General features: G+C 41.6%; 8 protein-coding genes. 1 reads left to right on the plus strand and 7 read right to left on the minus strand.

What is annotated here, in order from left to right; genetic code table 11:
* Positions 1 to 482: 482 nt before the first annotated feature.
* From DDZ16_RS17900 to DDZ16_RS17925, 5 genes are all read right to left on the minus strand, one after another.
* Positions 483 to 1,697 carry a transglutaminase-like domain-containing protein gene (locus DDZ16_RS17900; protein ID WP_109265857.1) on the minus strand — a complete coding sequence of 405 codons (1,215 nt, stop codon included), beginning with the start codon at positions 1,695 to 1,697 and terminating at the stop codon, positions 483 to 485.
* A gap of 170 nt (positions 1,698 to 1,867) precedes the next feature.
* Positions 1,868 to 4,498 (minus strand): valine--tRNA ligase, encoded by a 2,631-nt coding sequence (locus tag DDZ16_RS17905; protein ID WP_109265858.1) that lies wholly within the window; start codon positions 4,496 to 4,498, stop codon positions 1,868 to 1,870.
* A gap of 533 nt (positions 4,499 to 5,031) precedes the next feature.
* Complete coding sequence (locus DDZ16_RS17915) at positions 5,032 to 8,835, minus strand: OmpA family protein (protein ID WP_146192259.1); 3,804 nt, start codon at positions 8,833 to 8,835, stop codon at positions 5,032 to 5,034.
* A gap of 149 nt (positions 8,836 to 8,984) precedes the next feature.
* Positions 8,985 to 10,019 carry a phosphotriesterase family protein gene (locus DDZ16_RS17920; RefSeq protein WP_109265861.1) on the minus strand — a complete coding sequence of 345 codons (1,035 nt, stop codon included), beginning with the start codon at positions 10,017 to 10,019 and terminating at the stop codon, positions 8,985 to 8,987.
* A 182-nt stretch (positions 10,020 to 10,201) separates the two neighbouring features.
* Positions 10,202 to 11,080 carry an energy transducer TonB gene (locus DDZ16_RS17925; RefSeq protein ID WP_109265862.1) on the minus strand — a complete coding sequence of 293 codons (879 nt, stop codon included), beginning with the start codon at positions 11,078 to 11,080 and terminating at the stop codon, positions 10,202 to 10,204.
* An 899-nt stretch (positions 11,081 to 11,979) separates the two neighbouring features.
* Between DDZ16_RS17925 and DDZ16_RS17930 the strand changes: the two genes are divergently transcribed.
* Entirely contained in the window at positions 11,980 to 12,711 is a 732-nt protein-coding gene (locus DDZ16_RS17930) for a DUF6261 family protein (RefSeq protein WP_109265863.1), read from the plus strand.
* A gap of 491 nt (positions 12,712 to 13,202) precedes the next feature.
* On the opposite strand, the gene DDZ16_RS17935 is transcribed toward DDZ16_RS17930, so the two are convergent.
* On the minus strand, positions 13,203 to 13,502 hold the full coding sequence (locus DDZ16_RS17935; RefSeq protein ID WP_109265864.1) for an RNA recognition motif domain-containing protein: 300 nt from the start codon (positions 13,500 to 13,502) through the stop codon (positions 13,203 to 13,205).
* A gap of 257 nt (positions 13,503 to 13,759) precedes the next feature.
* Positions 13,760 to 16,375 (minus strand): DUF5686 and carboxypeptidase regulatory-like domain-containing protein, encoded by a 2,616-nt coding sequence (locus DDZ16_RS17940; RefSeq protein WP_109265865.1) that lies wholly within the window; start codon positions 16,373 to 16,375, stop codon positions 13,760 to 13,762.
* Positions 16,376 to 16,789 lie beyond the last annotated feature (414 nt).

Below are 16,789 nucleotides of genomic sequence, written 5' to 3' on the forward strand. Positions count from 1 at the left end.
CCGCGCTGGCTTTTACTTTTTTTCAACAGCAAAAAAAAGTAAACAAAAAATGCCGTCGCTTAAATAAAATCTCTAAAAATCAGAGTCTTTTCCTAAAATCCGGAAACTCGCTTCGCTCAAACAATCCGGATTTCTTTACGGAAAAGACTCTGATTTTCTTCACGAGATTTTCTTAATGCGAAAAGCAAGCCCTCACCTAAGTAAAATTGGTCAAACGAATTGATTTTCATCAAATAGCCAAATTCGACGAATACTTTAACCGGACACCAGTGAATGAGAATAAAAAAAACCGCAATACTTCAGATCAATACTCCGTTAAACTTTTATAAAAGTCTAAAGTTCAAGCTCTTGGGGATGAATAGTTTTCCGTCTTAAAGCCCAGACTATCAGTGTTATATGATCTATCTTAAATCTTATATCTAAAAGTCTAACGATCTATTGTCAGATATCACGATTTTTTGTTGCGATATTTTCGGTCTCGCTTATTCCTCAACTTCCATGTAGAGTCGTACCTGCACAGGTTCTTCCTTCACTTCCTTATGTATATTAACAATTTCCTTATTGGCATTGGTGTAGCGAAAAGTATAAGTGGAATTTTTGTCCACATAAAGCGTAAGAAAATCATTCATATCCTGAGTAGGGCCACTGGTACGACCTCCGCCAATCTGCTCGTCACCCTTGAACACATCCACATTCACAGCCATTCGATCGTCCCCTACAAGTGAGCACTTATCATTCTTGAGCATGATGACTTCCAGTTCAACCAGTTCTCCGGATGCCACTTTAGCTTTTTGTTGCTCCCGGTAAAGCTGCACATACCGGTCGGTTACATTCACTGCCGGAACATACTTGATGCTCATGTCCCATACCAGAGGAAAGGGATTACCGGTCTTTTTAAAGCTGGAAGCCCAAACGGCATATTTGGGATTATTCTTATCCGCTTTCCCGGCATCGTTCAGAAACCAGCTCTTATTCAATCCACTGGGATAATACTCTGTAAAGTACCAATCGCCATCGACCCAAACCTCATTCCAACTGTGATTACCACGGTCGTCGTGCCAGCTGGCTGTTCCGGCAATTCGTGAAGGAATTCCTACAGCCCTGAAAGCATCTGTGAGCAAAATCGACAAACCCGAGCAGGAAGCCATATTCTGCTCCATGGACTCATAAGGACTTTGGTCGGGCTTTTCACGCTTAGTGTTGTATTCCACATCGACTTCGGCGGCAATATTTTTATTCACCGAATCGATAGCAGTTTTCATGGATTTTGCATCCTTCACATAGGGATAAAAACGGTTATAGAAATCTTTCCGCCAGTTATCACGACGTTCATTCAGAGATGCATAAGGCAACACTTCATTAAAGAATATAGAATCAGGTACTGTTTTTGTCCACGAAAAGGCTTCGCGTGCTTTGTAAGCATACTTAACATTGTCTTTCAGGAATTGGGCAGACAGGTTCTCTAAATCCCGCTGAGGCATGTTCGCAATCAAAAACGCCATAGCCTCCTTTTGAGAATCGGGCACCTCAGTCAAAGCTGCGTTCAGTTGAACCCGGTTCTCTCCGGCATCCTGAAGTGCTGTATCAAGATCGGTATGATACTTCTCCGGTACGCCCGGATACTTTTGTGTGCAACCGGTGGATAATAATACCACAACCAGTGTCAGCAAGCTGGATAATTTAAGTTTTTTTCCCATGTTCAAATATTTTTAAGCAGGCCGTATAAAAAGTAAAAAACATGTCATGTTGAGCGCAGTCGAAACATCTGTTTATCAAACGAACAGATTCTTCGACAAGCTCAGAATGACATCAGATTTGAACTTTTGTGACAGGCTTTCTTTTTTTCACAATAAGTCTCAAATAATTTTTATCCCTTCAGATTTTTGATACTCTCTTCAAGCACCTGAATTTTTGCCTCGGCATCGGCCTGTTTCTTTTTCTCCATCTCAACCACTTTATCAGGAGCATTGGCTACGAACTTCTCGTTGCTGAGTTTCTTCATCACGCCATTCAGGAATCCCTGCATGCGTTTCAACTCATCTTCCAGCTTAGCTATCTCAGCATCTGTATCTATCAATCCCTCAAGAGGCACAAAATACTCGGACGACTTGACCAGGAATGAAACCGCTCCACTCAGTTTCTCATCAGTGGTTTCAATAGATTCCAGGTTGGCCATTTTCTTCAACACAGGATCCATCTGCTTAAAATAACCATCTTTTCCGGTCAACACCACTATTTTAAGTGCTTCACGTGGCGACAAGTTCTTCTCTTTACGGAGATTGCGAATGCCGGCAATGGCTTCTTTTACATATTCGAATTGGGCCAACAGTGCCTCATCATATTTTTCTGCCTGGGGCTGAAGACTGATCATGATGCTCTCCCCCTCTTTTCTTTCTGCAAGATGGTGCCAGATTTCCTCGGTAATGAAAGGCATAAACGGATGCAAGAGTCTCACCAGATCATCGAAAAATTTCAGTGTTGCTTCATAAGTTTTTTCATCGATGGGTTGCTGATAAGCAGGCTTGATCAACTCCAGGTACCAGGATGAAAATTCGTTCCAGAATAACTGGTAAACCTCCATCAAAGCATCTGAAATGCGGTATTTATCGAAATGGTCGTTGATTTTCTCAACCGATTCCATCAGTTTGTTTTGGAACCAATCGATGGCAATCTTTGAACTCTCGGGCTGCTCTGCTCCGGCTGCAACATCCCAGTTTTTCACCAGCCGGAAAGCATTCCAGATTTTATTGGCAAAGTTACGTCCCTGCTCGGTCAGGCTTTCATCAAACAAGATGTCGTTTCCGGCAGGAGAGCACAACAACATCCCCATGCGCACCCCATCGGCACCATATTGCTTAATCAACTCCAACGGTTCGGGTGAATTACCCAGAGATTTGGACATTTTGCGACGCTGCTTATCGCGTACAATTCCGGTAAAATATACATTCTTGAACGGATAAGTCCCACGGTATTCGTATCCGGCAATGATCATACGTGCCACCCAGAAAAAGATAATCTCGGGAGCCGTTACCAAATCATTGGTGGGATAGTAATAATCAATTTCGTTGTTATCGGGATTGAAGCCGTCAAAGACTGTGATGGGCCATAACCATGAAGAGGCCCAGGTGTCGAGTACATCTTCGTCCTGCTTCAAATCATCCGGGGTAAAGTTGGCATTGCCACTCTTATCACGGGCCATCTTAAGAGCTTCCTCCTCACTTTCTGCTACCACGTAGCTGCCATCAGACAAATAGTATACAGGAATCCGGTGGCCCCACCAAAGCTGACGAGAGATACACCAATCCTTCACATTCTCCATCCAGTGACGGTAGAGATTTTTGAATTTTGGGGGATGAAAACGAACCTCATCTTCCATTACCGCTTTCAAAGCAGGCTGCGCCAGTTCTGACATTTTAAGGAACCACTGAGTACTCAATTTTGGTTCGATGGCAGCATCGGTACGTTCGGAATAGCCTACTTTATTGGTATAATCTTCAACTTTCACAAGATTTCCGGCCTTGTCAAGATCCTTTTCGATTTTATCGCGTACATCAAAACGGTCTTCGCCAACGTAAAGTCCGGCAGCTTCGCTAACTGTTCCGTCGTCGTTAAGAACATCGATGCTTTCCAGATTGTGACGCATGCCGATTTCGTAGTCGTTGATGTCGTGCGCCGGAGTAATTTTTAAACACCCGGTACCAAATTCCATATCTACGTACTCATCCTCAAGCACAGGAATGGCACGATTCACCAATGGCACCAGTACTTTTTTACCGACCAGATGTTTGAAACGCTCATCGTTGGGATTCACGCAAACGGCAGTATCACCCAAAATGGTTTCGGGACGTGTGGTGGCAATGGTTACATATTCATTCTCCTCACCCTCTACCTGATAACGTACATAGTAAAGTTTAGACTGCACCTCACGGTAGATCACTTCCTCATCAGAAAGAGCTGTTTTGGCGGAAGGATCCCAGTTCACCATTCGCACACCACGGTAGATATAGCCTTTGTTATAGAGATCAACGAATACTTTGATAACGCCTTCGCTGCGAACCTCATCCATTGTAAAGCAGGTACGATCCCAGTCGCATGAAGCGCCCAGTTTTTTGAGCTGCTCCAGGATGATACCGCCATGCTTATCAGTCCAATCCCAGGCATGTTTCAGAAATTCATCTCTGGAAAGTGAGTATTTGGAAATTCCTTCCTGCTGAAGTTTGTTCACCACTTTGGCCTCGGTAGCAATGGAGGCATGATCGGTACCAGGAACCCAGCAAGCATTTTTACCCTGCATACGTGCTCGGCGCACCAGGATGTCCTGAATGGTATTGTTCAGCATGTGTCCCATATGCAAAACACCGGTGACGTTCGGTGGAGGAATCACCATGGTGTAGGGTTCACGCTCGTCGGGAACAGACTTAAAAAACTCCTGTTCCATCCAGTAACTGTACCATTTGCCTTCGGTATCGGCCGGACTGTATTTGCTTGCTATTTCCATAATACTATAAATCTATGCTCTGTTGTTCAATACAAGCTGCAAAAATATAAAAAAGTCGCCGACCTTTGGGTATGTACCAGAGAATAGTTATGGTTATTAGTAAACCCGCCACATTGGAGGCCTTCGGAAGACATAGGATTTGAACCACATTAGACAGATACAATCCTGAAGAGATTTGAACCATAACTTGTTCCACATTTATCGGGATCAGGCAAATGAGAAAAGTGCATTTCTGTTTTCAAGTGTAGCATGCAAGCCTCTCAATTGGCAAAGTTTCTTTGTAAGCAAAGCAGCATGGTTCAGTATCAGGTAGAGTAGAGACGCACGGCCGTGCGTCTTTAACGGTATCCCCCGGCTCGGCCAAGTCTGCAACTTTGTCATTTTTTCATCTGTAGTCTCCATACTACCAAATTTTATTACAGGCGCTAACTACATATGTGATGCGACCCAGATACAATCTCCGCCGGGCTGGAGATATCTCAAAATTTAATAGTTTATTAGTATTCTAAAACAAATTGAAATCCACTATTTACTCATTCTACAAAAACAATTTCCACCCTTCGATTTGCTTTTCTTCCTGCTTCAGTACTATTATCGCCAATGGGCTTAGATTCACCAAAATATTTGACTGAGATTCTATCATCAGAAATATTATGCCGAATGATATAAGCCTTTACAGCCATAGCCCTTAACCGGGAAAGAACCTTATTACTTTCTGAAGTTCCAATATTATCCGTATGTCCGTGTACCTCAATTTTCAAATCCTTACGGTTTCTCAAAAAAGTCACCACCCGTTGCAGTTCTGCTTTTGAAACATCAAGTATTTCAGCCTTGCCGGTTTCAAAGAATACATTATTCAATTTGATAGCTGATGATTGGCCTATTGGGATTAACTCCAGATTAACCCATATTGTATCACGCGTTTGAACATCTGTTAAATTTACATTTTCGCTCGACGAAAAATAACCATTCAGATTTGCATTAATGCTGTAATTAAGATCTGTATTAGCCTCTATGGCAAAAGCTCCCCCATCATTGGTATGCTTTTGATGCACTATATTGCCTGAATTTAAGTCGGTAATCTCTATAATTGACTGCATGGGTTGTTTGGTAATACCATGCATTGTTTTTCCTGCTATAATCACATTTCGTTTGGCAATACCCTCGCCATATAAATTGCTTGATTTTAGCCAATCCTTATTGTCAACCCGCAACTGAATGAAGGCATTTTGCCGGCCTCTGACTTCCGGAGAAAAAGAAACGTTTACCCAAAGCGTATCGCCCGGAGAAAGGTTTCTGCTATTAGCTGTTGAGGCAATAGAAAAATTGCTTTTATGTTGAGTATTTATCCGCAGACCAGTTATAGAAAGCGGTTCTGTTCCTGTGTTTTTTATTAAGGGAACAATGGTGTCGCCAGATGAAAATACATTTATTGCCGGAAAATTAATTTGACCGGAGAGATGATCAAAGCCTTTCTCCATGCCTGTACCCTCTAACCGGCAGATATACTTTTTATCTCCGCTTACTATGACCAACTCCTCTGTATTCAGTCCTGTTTTTAGCGGGGTGAAACGCAACTCAACCTCAGATTTCTCCATGGCTTTAATTGCAAAACCTCCAGGGGCTGAAACCAGGCTAAAACATGAGTTATCACTTTCAACATAGATGCTGTCAATAAAAACAGGATACTTTCCGGAATTATTAATGATGTCAGAAAAAATATCTTCTACAGGAATTTGAAGATATTGCTTAGGAAAGGTAATTTTTTCTGCTACCCCCGGCTCAGGGGATAATACATTAAAAAAAGGCGTAACATCGGTATCAAGTTTCTTTTTTATCTCTAGTGAAGAAGTTTTCAAAAGGTCCTCTAATTCCAGAGAAGCAATAACATTATCACATGTTATTAAGACGGAAGATTCATTGGGTGATACATCAATTTTTTTAATAAGGTCTGACTGAACAAAAAACTTATCAGCTGCTCTTTTGCTATATAAATCCAAAATTACAAGAGAATCTTTTTGGAGAAAAAGAAATTTATCTGATTCCGGGAAAAACTGGTATTGAGCAACGTCTTTATGAGGTTTTGAGTACAACACTTCACGGGTAGAAATATCTGTAATAGTCAAGCTATCACTTGTAATTTGTGCAATGGATAAACCACTGGGTGATATGTCAAATTCGTTTTGCTTTTTAAATGAAAAAACCCGATTCCCATTTTTTAAATAGTAAATATTATAATTCAGGGTATCTTGTGTAATAACAAATCGCGGACAATCTGAGAACTGATAAAAGGATTCACCTTCCAGGTTAAGCTCTAAAGATTTTGATTTTAAATTATAAAGCTGTGTACTATTGGTGTTTGACACCGCTAAAATGGATCTTGTCCGGTGCAAAATGGATTTTTGAAATGATGGGCCAGTATTTATGGAAAACTCTTTTTTAGAGGTTCCTGTTTTAAAAACATGAAGCTTAGACTTTTTTCTGGCAATACTATAATTGATCTTGGGAGAGCTGGTAACATCTATAAATCTTGAATCTTCCGCGTGTGACAAATAATGAAAATTATTTAAGGTCACATAAAGTTCTTTGTTATTGACATGAGTGAGTGAAGTGAGGTTTTTCCCCTCCCCCAGCGGCATTTCTTTCATTAGTAAACCATTCCGGTTAGTATATACCTTAATGCTATCAGAAGTTACATCGACTACCCGGTTAAATCCGGGCATATAAGCATAATCTCCTTCAAAGACCTGTTCAAATGTGTTTCCTGGTTTTCCAGTTTTGGCACTCCAACTCTTTAATGTTCCGTCTGTTGACAAACTAAGAATTTCGTTACCTGATTTACTGTAGCATGCTGATTGAAAAGAAGAGCCATCATCTATAGAAACAGGAGCAGTGAGTAAATTGCCAAAAGTTATATCGCCTGAAACAACACCTTTTATTCTAATAGAGTCATTTAATGCAACAGCCTTCCAATTTTTCTCATAGCCAGTCGCTGACCCTATTGATAGCCATTTGTTGTCACCTTTTATCTGATAAAACAAATCAACAGGTTTCGACTTGGTAATTCCACTCCATGTAACGGGCACTTTTTCTCCCCTGGTATATTCTTCTCCACCAACCGGATTCGTTAAAACTAATTTTTCCCGCCCCTGTGACGATGCATTCACATAAACATCAGGGCAACCTTTACTTTTAATAGTGTATTTTGCAGCGGCCTGAATACTGTCATTAGGCAAAAATGATAATTCAAGCAGATTTAATTCATTTGCTTTTGAAGTAAGGGGAAAAGTTCCCGGCTTAATTCCGAAAAAGGCAGGGTTAGTGCTTTCGACGGAAGTAATATTAAGATCAACATTATGTCCTTTTATAAAAACAGGTTCAAACGCGATGCCAGCTTGTTTGTCGTTACTAAAGCTAACTTGATCAGGCGATACTTCAATACGGCCCACCATTTTCCCGGGTATTTGGTATTGAAAAGAAAAGGTTTGCTGCCCTATCTTTAGTTGTGTTGATTTTTCCGGATGGCAGCTATAACGTGATTTCCATCTTATCTTACCATAACTGTTTCCCTGGGACTTATTATATATTCTTTCAAAGGCCCAGTCAATCTCTTCTTCGCTGCTCAAATCACTGTAATAGTTTCCATCCGTTTCCAGCGAAATGTATTTCAACTGATTACTAATAGGCCTGTCAATCGTAATACAGTTGACCACTATTGAATCTGAATTGGCCAATGCTGCAACCCGCTTATCGTTTACAAGGGCCATTCCATCACTAATAAAAATGATTAGCTTATTGTCAGACTTTCCTTTTTTAGCGATATCTATTAGTCCTGTATTTTTGGTAAAAAAAGCCGCTTCAAAACTGGTTCCTCCCAGTCCACTCAAACGATCAACAAAATTAATAAGTGTAGTGCAATTGTGGGTAAAGTCGCGATTTAAAGTTACTTCAGCATTAAATGTGGCGATTGCCACTTCCGTTATTTCCAGCGGTAATTTTCGAATTATTTTCCTGGTACTTGCTTTGAGGATATCAAAACGCCGACCATTCATAGAACTCGAAACATCAAGAGCAAACACAACGGATAACGGCATTGCTTTTGGGTTAATAGAAGGTGGCTTGCTACTAATGGGCAAGATATTTTGGCCATTTTCAAAAATAGATATACTATCCACCTTAAATTCTTCAGCATCGAAATCAACATCCAAGACCTCAATCTGTGCCTCAACCACAGGAAAATCGGAGGCATTCACATCCACTAACCGATAAGTTTGTGCTCTACATAATCCTGCCAACAAGCTAAAGGTCAGCAATAATAGCAACTTAGATCTTTTCAAAAAAACACTATTTAATCAATAGAAAAACATAATAATTCAAGACTTGATTTCCTATGCCCGATGAAGCTTCGCCTTTTTCAAATATTTAGCATCAAGCTACTGATTCGTCTCCACCTTGATACAATCTACGCCGAGCGGCAGCCCTTTAATTACTCAACACTCCTGACCTTTACCCCATATGCCCTTTGAGGGTTCTTGACCAGCAGTAAATCAATATCTTCCTGAGAAAATCCATTTTCCTTCAGTGCCGGAATTAAATGTTCAAAGATATCGGTATAACCACGATAATCACCTCCATTTTCCTGACCTACATTGTACCAGCCAGAATCATGAGAAATCAATACTTTATCCAATACATTTTCATTTTTCAAGGCTGTTAAACGGTCAACAAACCAATCTACATTACCTGTATTTGAAGAAAAACCGGAATCAATATAACGCAAATTATCAATAGAGATCCAGGCTCCCTGTCTCGCAGCTTTAATATGACCTGGCAAAGTACCTGCCTGAGCATGTGTCCAGACAAACGCTTCAGGAGAAACGCCTTCTTCTTTCAGAATTTTTAATTGCGAAAATGCCGGCCCGTCCGGTCCGGTATGCGAAACGATTGTCAACCCCGTTGCTTTATGGGCAATGGCAGCTGCTCTAATAATCTTATTATGCATCGCAGAAAGAGTATCGTTTCTGTCTACCGCTACTTTTATAAAGCCCGGATATATCCCTGTTCCCTCAATTCCATTTTGAAATTCATCGATCCAGACCCGGGCAATTTCTTCTGCAGAATCTTCAAAGGCATGTTTGGGAACAAATTTATTGTTTCCGGCACCATAGTAACCCGTATTGGTCACAATATCGATTCCGCTTTTTTCAGATAACTCTTTTAGAACGATGGGGTCGCGTCCAAGAAAAGCGGGCGTGCAGGCAAAAAATGTATTAACGCCTTTGTCTTTTGCTTCTAAAAAGAAAGGAAGGGCACGTTCAACAACCTTTGACTTATCCCATCGATGGGCTCCGGTGCTGTCAACTCCAATCCAGTCTACAATTACATGCTCATGAATTAACGAAACTCCCATTTCCTCAACAGGTATTTCGCCTTTGACGGTTATGAGTTTTTCACTATCAGAATCAGGGTTGCAACCTGAGATAATCAGGGTTAGAACCAATACAACCAAAACATTTTTCATAACGCATTTTTTACAGATTCCAGAGTTTGGTAGCGGCGTTGGTTTTGTCTTAACAAAAAGCCCTAAACCACCTCTTTTAATTGAAGTTGCAAATTGCTTTTTTGTTCGATGCTGGTGTAATTTGGGCCGGGCGGAGGTATTGTCATTATATCATTGGCTAAATTGTTACCTAGAAAAGCATATCAGTCATTAACCCTTCCATAAAGCCATCTCACAGATATGGGAATTCCCAGTTTTGTTCGAATAAATTTACCATTATTTATACCCGGATACCAATTTGGCATCGATTTAAGCGTTTCTAGAACAGTGCTGTCAAGTGGCGGATCAATTCCTTTATTTAGTTTGATGTTACCGAGAGAGCCATCCTTTTCTACAATCAGCTCAAAAACCATCCATCCTGAATACCCATTATCCAATAAAACTTCAGGCATCTTGTAATTATCCAGAAAGTATTCCCTGACTGAGAAGGTGTAGACTGAATCTGCATAATTTCTCATTGATGGTGTTATCTCAGGCATGAGATACAAAGTAGTATCAGAACTCTGCACACAAGAATCTTGCTTGATTTTCCTCAATTTATACAATTCCTTCTTGGTCTCTATCAGAGCTTTTTCTCTATTTTCAATGGATAATCTTTTGTGCAGATCTACTTTTTTTTGATCTAAACCTGAAGGAGGAGGTGGAGGAGGCCAAAAATATTCGTTTCTTTCCGGGTGTTTTAAGCTCCTGCTCAGACCACAGTCATTAACTCTATAGTCTCCCTTATATTTCTTGCTATAAATCAACCAATCTCCGAGCTCATCAATAAAAGGATAGCAATAATAGTTATTTTCGAACTCAACAATCTGCCCTTGCTTCAAATTCCCCTTGAATATTTCCTCTACTCTTAATGTAAAAGTCTTTTGATCACCACTTATATCAAGCACTTCACCAATTATCACATTGTCGGACAAATCAAACTCCTCTTGTTGGGCTACTTCCAGACGTTTGGGAGGTGGACAATCACAAGCCTCTGCATTTGTCCAAAGAAGAATCAGTATTGTTAAAGAAATGATTTTCATTTATGCCTGTTTTAATTCAAAAATAGATTGAATTCTCTGAACTTTATGCCCAGTGAGGTCTGTGACTTCGTCGTATTCAAATCACTAATTCGTTTGATTGCAGTTACATACTTCAAATTGTTTTCAGCGTAGATGCAATCTACGTCGAGCGGGGGTAAGTAGAGACGCACGGCCGTGCGTCTTTAACCTCTATCCGCATGGGTATCATATAACCTTCCTAAATAAATAGAATTGTCACACCTCTGTCTAACAACTCATTCATATTGCAGCATTTGACCTTCATGTTCCTTTGTTAACTAAAGTTGCAAACTTCAGAATTGTTCTGCCGTAGATACTATCTATGCTGAGCAGGTACGGATGGAAGGCTATTACACCTATTCTTATTCGTTTTCCCTCCCCGAATCTACCAAAAAACCCAAACATTCGAAAAACTTTTGATTGGATGCCAGGTAATTTTGAGTGGAGTCATCCCCAATATCCAAAAAACAGGTGCAACAGGGTAACTTCAGTTGCGGAAACCTTCCCTCACGTGCGCAGCAAAGGATCCACCCGGGAGAAAACCGTCTCGCACGCGCATTTCAAGCTGTCCTCCACAGTGAAGATGGTCTCGCACACGTGCAACAGGCTTACCACGATGGCAGAAAGCTTCCCGCAGGCTTGCGAGACCCTTTCCACACTGGAATAAGGCTTATTGCCCAAGTGTTTTGCCACCTCCTCCACTGAGGGGAACATCAAGCTCCCCAAAAAGGCTGGCCGAAAAAAAATAAAATGGCTGTCACATCAGTTGCTACCTATGTTTCATCAACAAAAAACATGACTATAATCATAAATAATTTGTTACTTACAAGAATGTTATTTATATTGCGTCTGCCTATAAAACCTTAATAACTAACCATGTTATGACAGATACAGTTTTATTTAAACACTATCGCAACAGTGAATTCGTCCAATACGTAAAGAACGCATTGGCAATTATTTCATCTTCCAATCCTGAAGAATTAAAGGTAAAAGAGCAATTCGATGCCACGAATGATCCTTTCCAGGAACTTAGCAGTCTCTTTAAGAAAGAACTTGGAAGCGACATCACAATTGAGCTTCAGGAGATTGACAGAAGACGTGACGATGCATTGAATGGCATTAGCGCCAATCTGGAGTCGTTAACTTACCATTTTAAAGAGGAGATTCGCACCAGCGCCTTCGAACTCATCGAATCTATTAAACTTCATGGCAGTGGACTGGCACGTCTGCCCTATCAATCTGAGACAAGTGTCATAAGCAGTATTATCCGTAAATGGCAATCAGAGGAAGAAAAGAAACAGGCTCTTCAAAATCTGGGTCTCGAAGCCTGGGTGACAGAACTGGAAAATGCCAACAAATTGTTCGATGAGCGATTTCTGGCGCGCATTCGGGAACAGGCCAATGATCCTGAAATCACTGTTGCTACTTTGAGAAAGGAGACCACCGAAGCATTCCGGACACTCCAGGAGCACCTTGATGCACATGCACTTCTCACCCCTGATGAAAAATATGATAAACTCATAAAGGAGCTAAATACCCTAACCGAAAGCTATAATCAAACGGTACTGGAAAGGGTTGCAAGCAATGAACAAGAAGTAACTGAAAACGAATAATTAACTATTTTTTTAACCAATAGGTTTTTATAGGCGCGCCGGGGACTGTTTTTAGTTCCCGGCATTTTTTTAATAGTAGTAGTTGGCCCCTTATCAGGGACCTGGCAGGGTATAGCACTCTCCTGTCCCCCGGGATAAAACCCCGGGGTTATCAATGTTGGCCGCTTTCAGCGACAGAGAGTGGCACATCCGGATGGTGGAGAGCCTTTTTGGAGAAGTGTCTGATAATTAAGTAGTAGTTGGCCCCTTATCAGGGACCTGGCGGGGTATAGCACTCTACTGTCCCCCGGGATAAACCCCCGGGGTTATCAATGTTGGCCGCTTTCAGCGACAGAGGGGCTCATTTGTAAAGGTAAAGCAGATGCTACATAAAACTCCGTGGGTCCCTGATAAGGGGCCAAGCTCAATAACCCCGGAGACACTTTTCCGGGGGAAATGATCAGCCACAAGCATAAAAAAAGGCTGCCCGATGGACAACCTCCTTAAGTTTTTTAATACCTGTTGCGGTAAGATCGATGGCCTCCATTTCCACCTCTGCTTCCAGATTCTTCACGCGGACGGGCTTTTTTGACGACAATGTGGCTGCCATCTAATTCGATGTCGTCCAATTTCTCGATGGCAGTAGTAGCTTCGTCATCGTTAGACATTTCCACAAATCCGAAACGTTTAGAATTTCCGGTTTCGCGATCCATAATTACTTTGGCGGAGGTTACTTCCCCAAACTCGCCAAACATTTGCTCAAGGTCCTCACTTTTTGTGCGGGAGCTAAGCTTTGCTACAAAAATGTTCATAATAAAAAAGAAATAATTAATAAATAAGGGTGATCAGATAAAAAATACAGCAAAGCTCATTCATTAGAAGTGCATTACAGTATTAATAAATCTAACTTCTATGCAATTTAAGATATTCATTAACCAATTGCACGAAAAAAAGACCCCTTTTTTGAAATTTATTGATTAGCAAGGGGGTATTCTTTGTGAAGAACAGGATTTCAGGGGTGATTTTCACATAACCCCCACAAAAAAAACATTGTCTAATCGGTCTTACACTAAAACTCCAAAACTGCACTTATCCCCCAATGCTCATATTCCCCATTTTCAAATCCGGCAAATACCCCTACACTCCCCATAAGAAATATTTGATCGATGGAATATCCCATCTGGGTGTAATGGGTCAGCTGAGGGGTGTACAAATAATTGAAGTGAAGCGACTCCTGCCACAAACGGTTACTAAGAACGGGCAGGTTCTTCAGCAACAAATAGGGCGAGGAATACTCCAGGTCTCCGGTAACATACCACTCGTTGGTTGAGGAAGCATAATCATCGAGTAATCTGAATGATGGTCCACCGGTCAAGCGAACCGGAATGGCAGAGCCATTGAAATGTTTGAACCGTGAGAAATGCATTTGCTCATTACGTGCAAACCATCCACCTCCGGCTTCCCAGGAAAGGGCCGGAAAAAAGCCGGCTTCTTTTTCCTGTTTCACACTGCCTTCCACTAATAAGTAATCAGCATCGCTGTCAAACGCGGAAAGACCATGTTCCATAGCCAATGAGAAGGTCGGATAATCGGAATGTGCCATAATTTTTCGCCCGTTACGAATACGATAAAAATAGCGGGGCGTATAAGTGATACCGGTTCTCCATGAAAGGCTGTTTTGCGCCATAAGATGTGAGGCTTCCAGAATAGGGTTTCCGGGAATATTGGGATAGAAATCTTCCTCTTTGTCGAAAAAAGAATAGGCGGTGTTGTTCTGCACCGGTTTCATTTGTTCGTAAGTGGCCGATAGATCCCATCGTAAACCGTTTGACAGATCAATTCCATTACTAACCCTACTAAACCTATGGTCGAAATACCTTTTGTAATTTTCTTTGAAAAACAGAGAGGCAACCATATCGGCAAATGGGGCCACATCCACCCTGCCGGGTTTGAAATCGGTGGATTCATCACCTGCCGATATCTCCAAATATCCCCGCTGTATGGGTGCATAAGTCTGAGAAAGACTGGCATTCCACATCAACGCTTCACGCGAAAATGCCCAGGCAGCTTCAGGTTTAAAGATCATCTGATGAACCGAATCCTGTCGCCATTTAAGGCGGAGAGATTGTTTGTAACTCCAGCCGTCAACAGGATTGAAATTCACATTTCCCAAACCTATTAAACCATCATAATCAATGGTCACAGTCGAATCGGCCATGTAAAAACGCTTCCCAAAGGCTGAAAAACCGGCAATTTCTCCAAGCAGACCAGTCTCCTTCTTATCCGTTGAATCGTTCTTGTTTTCGGCAGCACGGGCCAGACTGTCTCCCAAAGCAAAGCTGTTCTGTTCCAAAGGAGTCAGAGGCACAGGACGCATGGTTTCCCAATAAGCAGAATCCCGTTTCACTGAATCCTTTTTCACATCCATCTTATAGGTGCTGGTCAGTTCGAGCGATTCCGGCACCTCTGTTTGATCCGACTCCTTCTCCATCAGCTTTGCCAACCTCATCATTTCCCTATTGTTGAGGTCCTCTCTGGAAAGCAGCTCATCAATTTTTTTCTGATTTTCACTTTTCGGAGCTTCAGCAGACGGCTCTTCTTCAAGAATTTCTTCTTTCTCCTCAACCAAAAACTCAGGTGCTTCGAGATCCTTATTCAATTCCACCTCCTTATATTTAACGGACCCCGAATAATCCACTATGGCCTTTACCCCCATCATGGAAACATCCAGATCGAACTGATGTGTCACCGGCAACCAGGCATTCTCTTGCACCGGCTGGAAAACCTGTTTCACTTTCACATCTCCAAAAAACATTTCCGCCTCCACATCCACTGAGTGCAAATTCCACAAGTCCTGAACGATGTAAACATACCCGGTTACCAACTGCTGACTTTTCCGTTTAGGGGTCACTTTTATTTTGTTAATCTCGTAATTCCCTTCATCGAAATACCCCTCGTAACGAAATTTGTAATGGCGCATAGCCTGTGGAGCCAAAGGAGAAATAACCATGTCGTTGTCGGGCTCATAAAAACTGCTGTTGATAAAGCCAAGTGCAGTGGATTCATTTCCTGCCGGGAATGAGCTGCGTGAAGCCAATACCGTGTGCTTGAAGGTATCAGGAGCGATAAAAGTAATTTCGTTCATCGACTCCATAGTGTAAGTGCGTCCCTCCTCTATGGGAACTTCAGTTCCATTGGCACTAATTTTCAGCTGACTTTTCAATAAACGCGGGATTTTGTTCATTCTGAAAGAACCTTTCAAATAAACTTCCGCGTTGTACCGCTCAGTTTGCCGCAAATAATAAGGGGCCATACCAATGGCTTTGCGCATGATGGCATAAGCCGGGTCTTCGCCTGAAGGGTTAATAACCACTTCGCGCAACTGATAGGATTGGGGCTCAAGCGTCAAATCAAGGTCAATCCATGTTTTTCGGATGGTGACTTTAAACTCCCGTTGCTTAAAGCCAAGGGATCTGAATACCAGCTTGTATTCACCGGGCTCCAGAGAAATTTCATATTGACCTTCAAGATTAGTGGTGGTTCCCACTTGTTCAGAAGGCATGTAAATACTAACCATTGGCAAAGGATCGCCGGTTTCGTCAACGATGATTCCACGTACGCCCTGGGCAAAAGATAGAACCGGCAGCAGAAATGCCAGCAAAAAGAAGGTTGTTTTGAGTGACATAATAAGGGTTGGCTTTAAATAAGATTATTAGATGATAGATTGTTAGATATTAGATCTGCCTTGCGGCAGAAAAGAGAAAATCATACAAAATATTGATTAATAAAATATAATATCAAGACTTTTTTAACAAAAGTTATTCCAAAAGCACTGGACTTTTAATTTCTGTTCTACCCCTGCCCTTTGTTTGCAACACCCCTGCCCCTCGTTTGCAACGAGGGGCATTCAGACACTCGTCTCTGACGTGTTTTTTTCACAGCAGGAAGATTAACCATTACTTTATTTTGTCGTCACAGACGACTGACCTTTACCTCTCGTTAAAAACGAGAGGGAGTGTTTTGTCAAATCCATAAGTATTCTTTACCCTGACACCAATCTACCATTCCGCCATCTCACCCTCTGCTCCATGCTGCCATA

This window comes from Marinilabilia rubra (assembly GCF_003121985.1).
Classification (GTDB): Bacteria; Bacteroidota; Bacteroidia; order Bacteroidales; family Marinilabiliaceae; genus Marinilabilia; species Marinilabilia rubra.

What these genes read in the sequence shown, in the direction of transcription:
- DDZ16_RS17900 (WP_109265857.1), bottom strand. Translation starts at nt 1,697, where the DNA reads ATGGGAAAAAAACTTAAATTATCCAGCTTGCTGACACTGGTTGTGGTA.
- DDZ16_RS17905 (WP_109265858.1), bottom strand. Translation starts at nt 4,498, where the DNA reads ATGGAAATAGCAAGCAAATACAGTCCGGCCGATACCGAAGGCAAATGG.
- DDZ16_RS17920 (WP_109265861.1), bottom strand. Translation starts at nt 10,019, where the DNA reads ATGAAAAATGTTTTGGTTGTATTGGTTCTAACCCTGATTATCTCAGGT.
- DDZ16_RS17925 (WP_109265862.1), bottom strand. Translation starts at nt 11,080, where the DNA reads ATGAAAATCATTTCTTTAACAATACTGATTCTTCTTTGGACAAATGCA.
- DDZ16_RS17930 (WP_109265863.1), top strand. Translation starts at nt 11,980, where the DNA reads ATGACAGATACAGTTTTATTTAAACACTATCGCAACAGTGAATTCGTC.
- DDZ16_RS17935 (WP_109265864.1), bottom strand. Translation starts at nt 13,502, where the DNA reads ATGAACATTTTTGTAGCAAAGCTTAGCTCCCGCACAAAAAGTGAGGAC.
- DDZ16_RS17940 (WP_109265865.1), bottom strand. Translation starts at nt 16,375, where the DNA reads ATGTCACTCAAAACAACCTTCTTTTTGCTGGCATTTCTGCTGCCGGTT.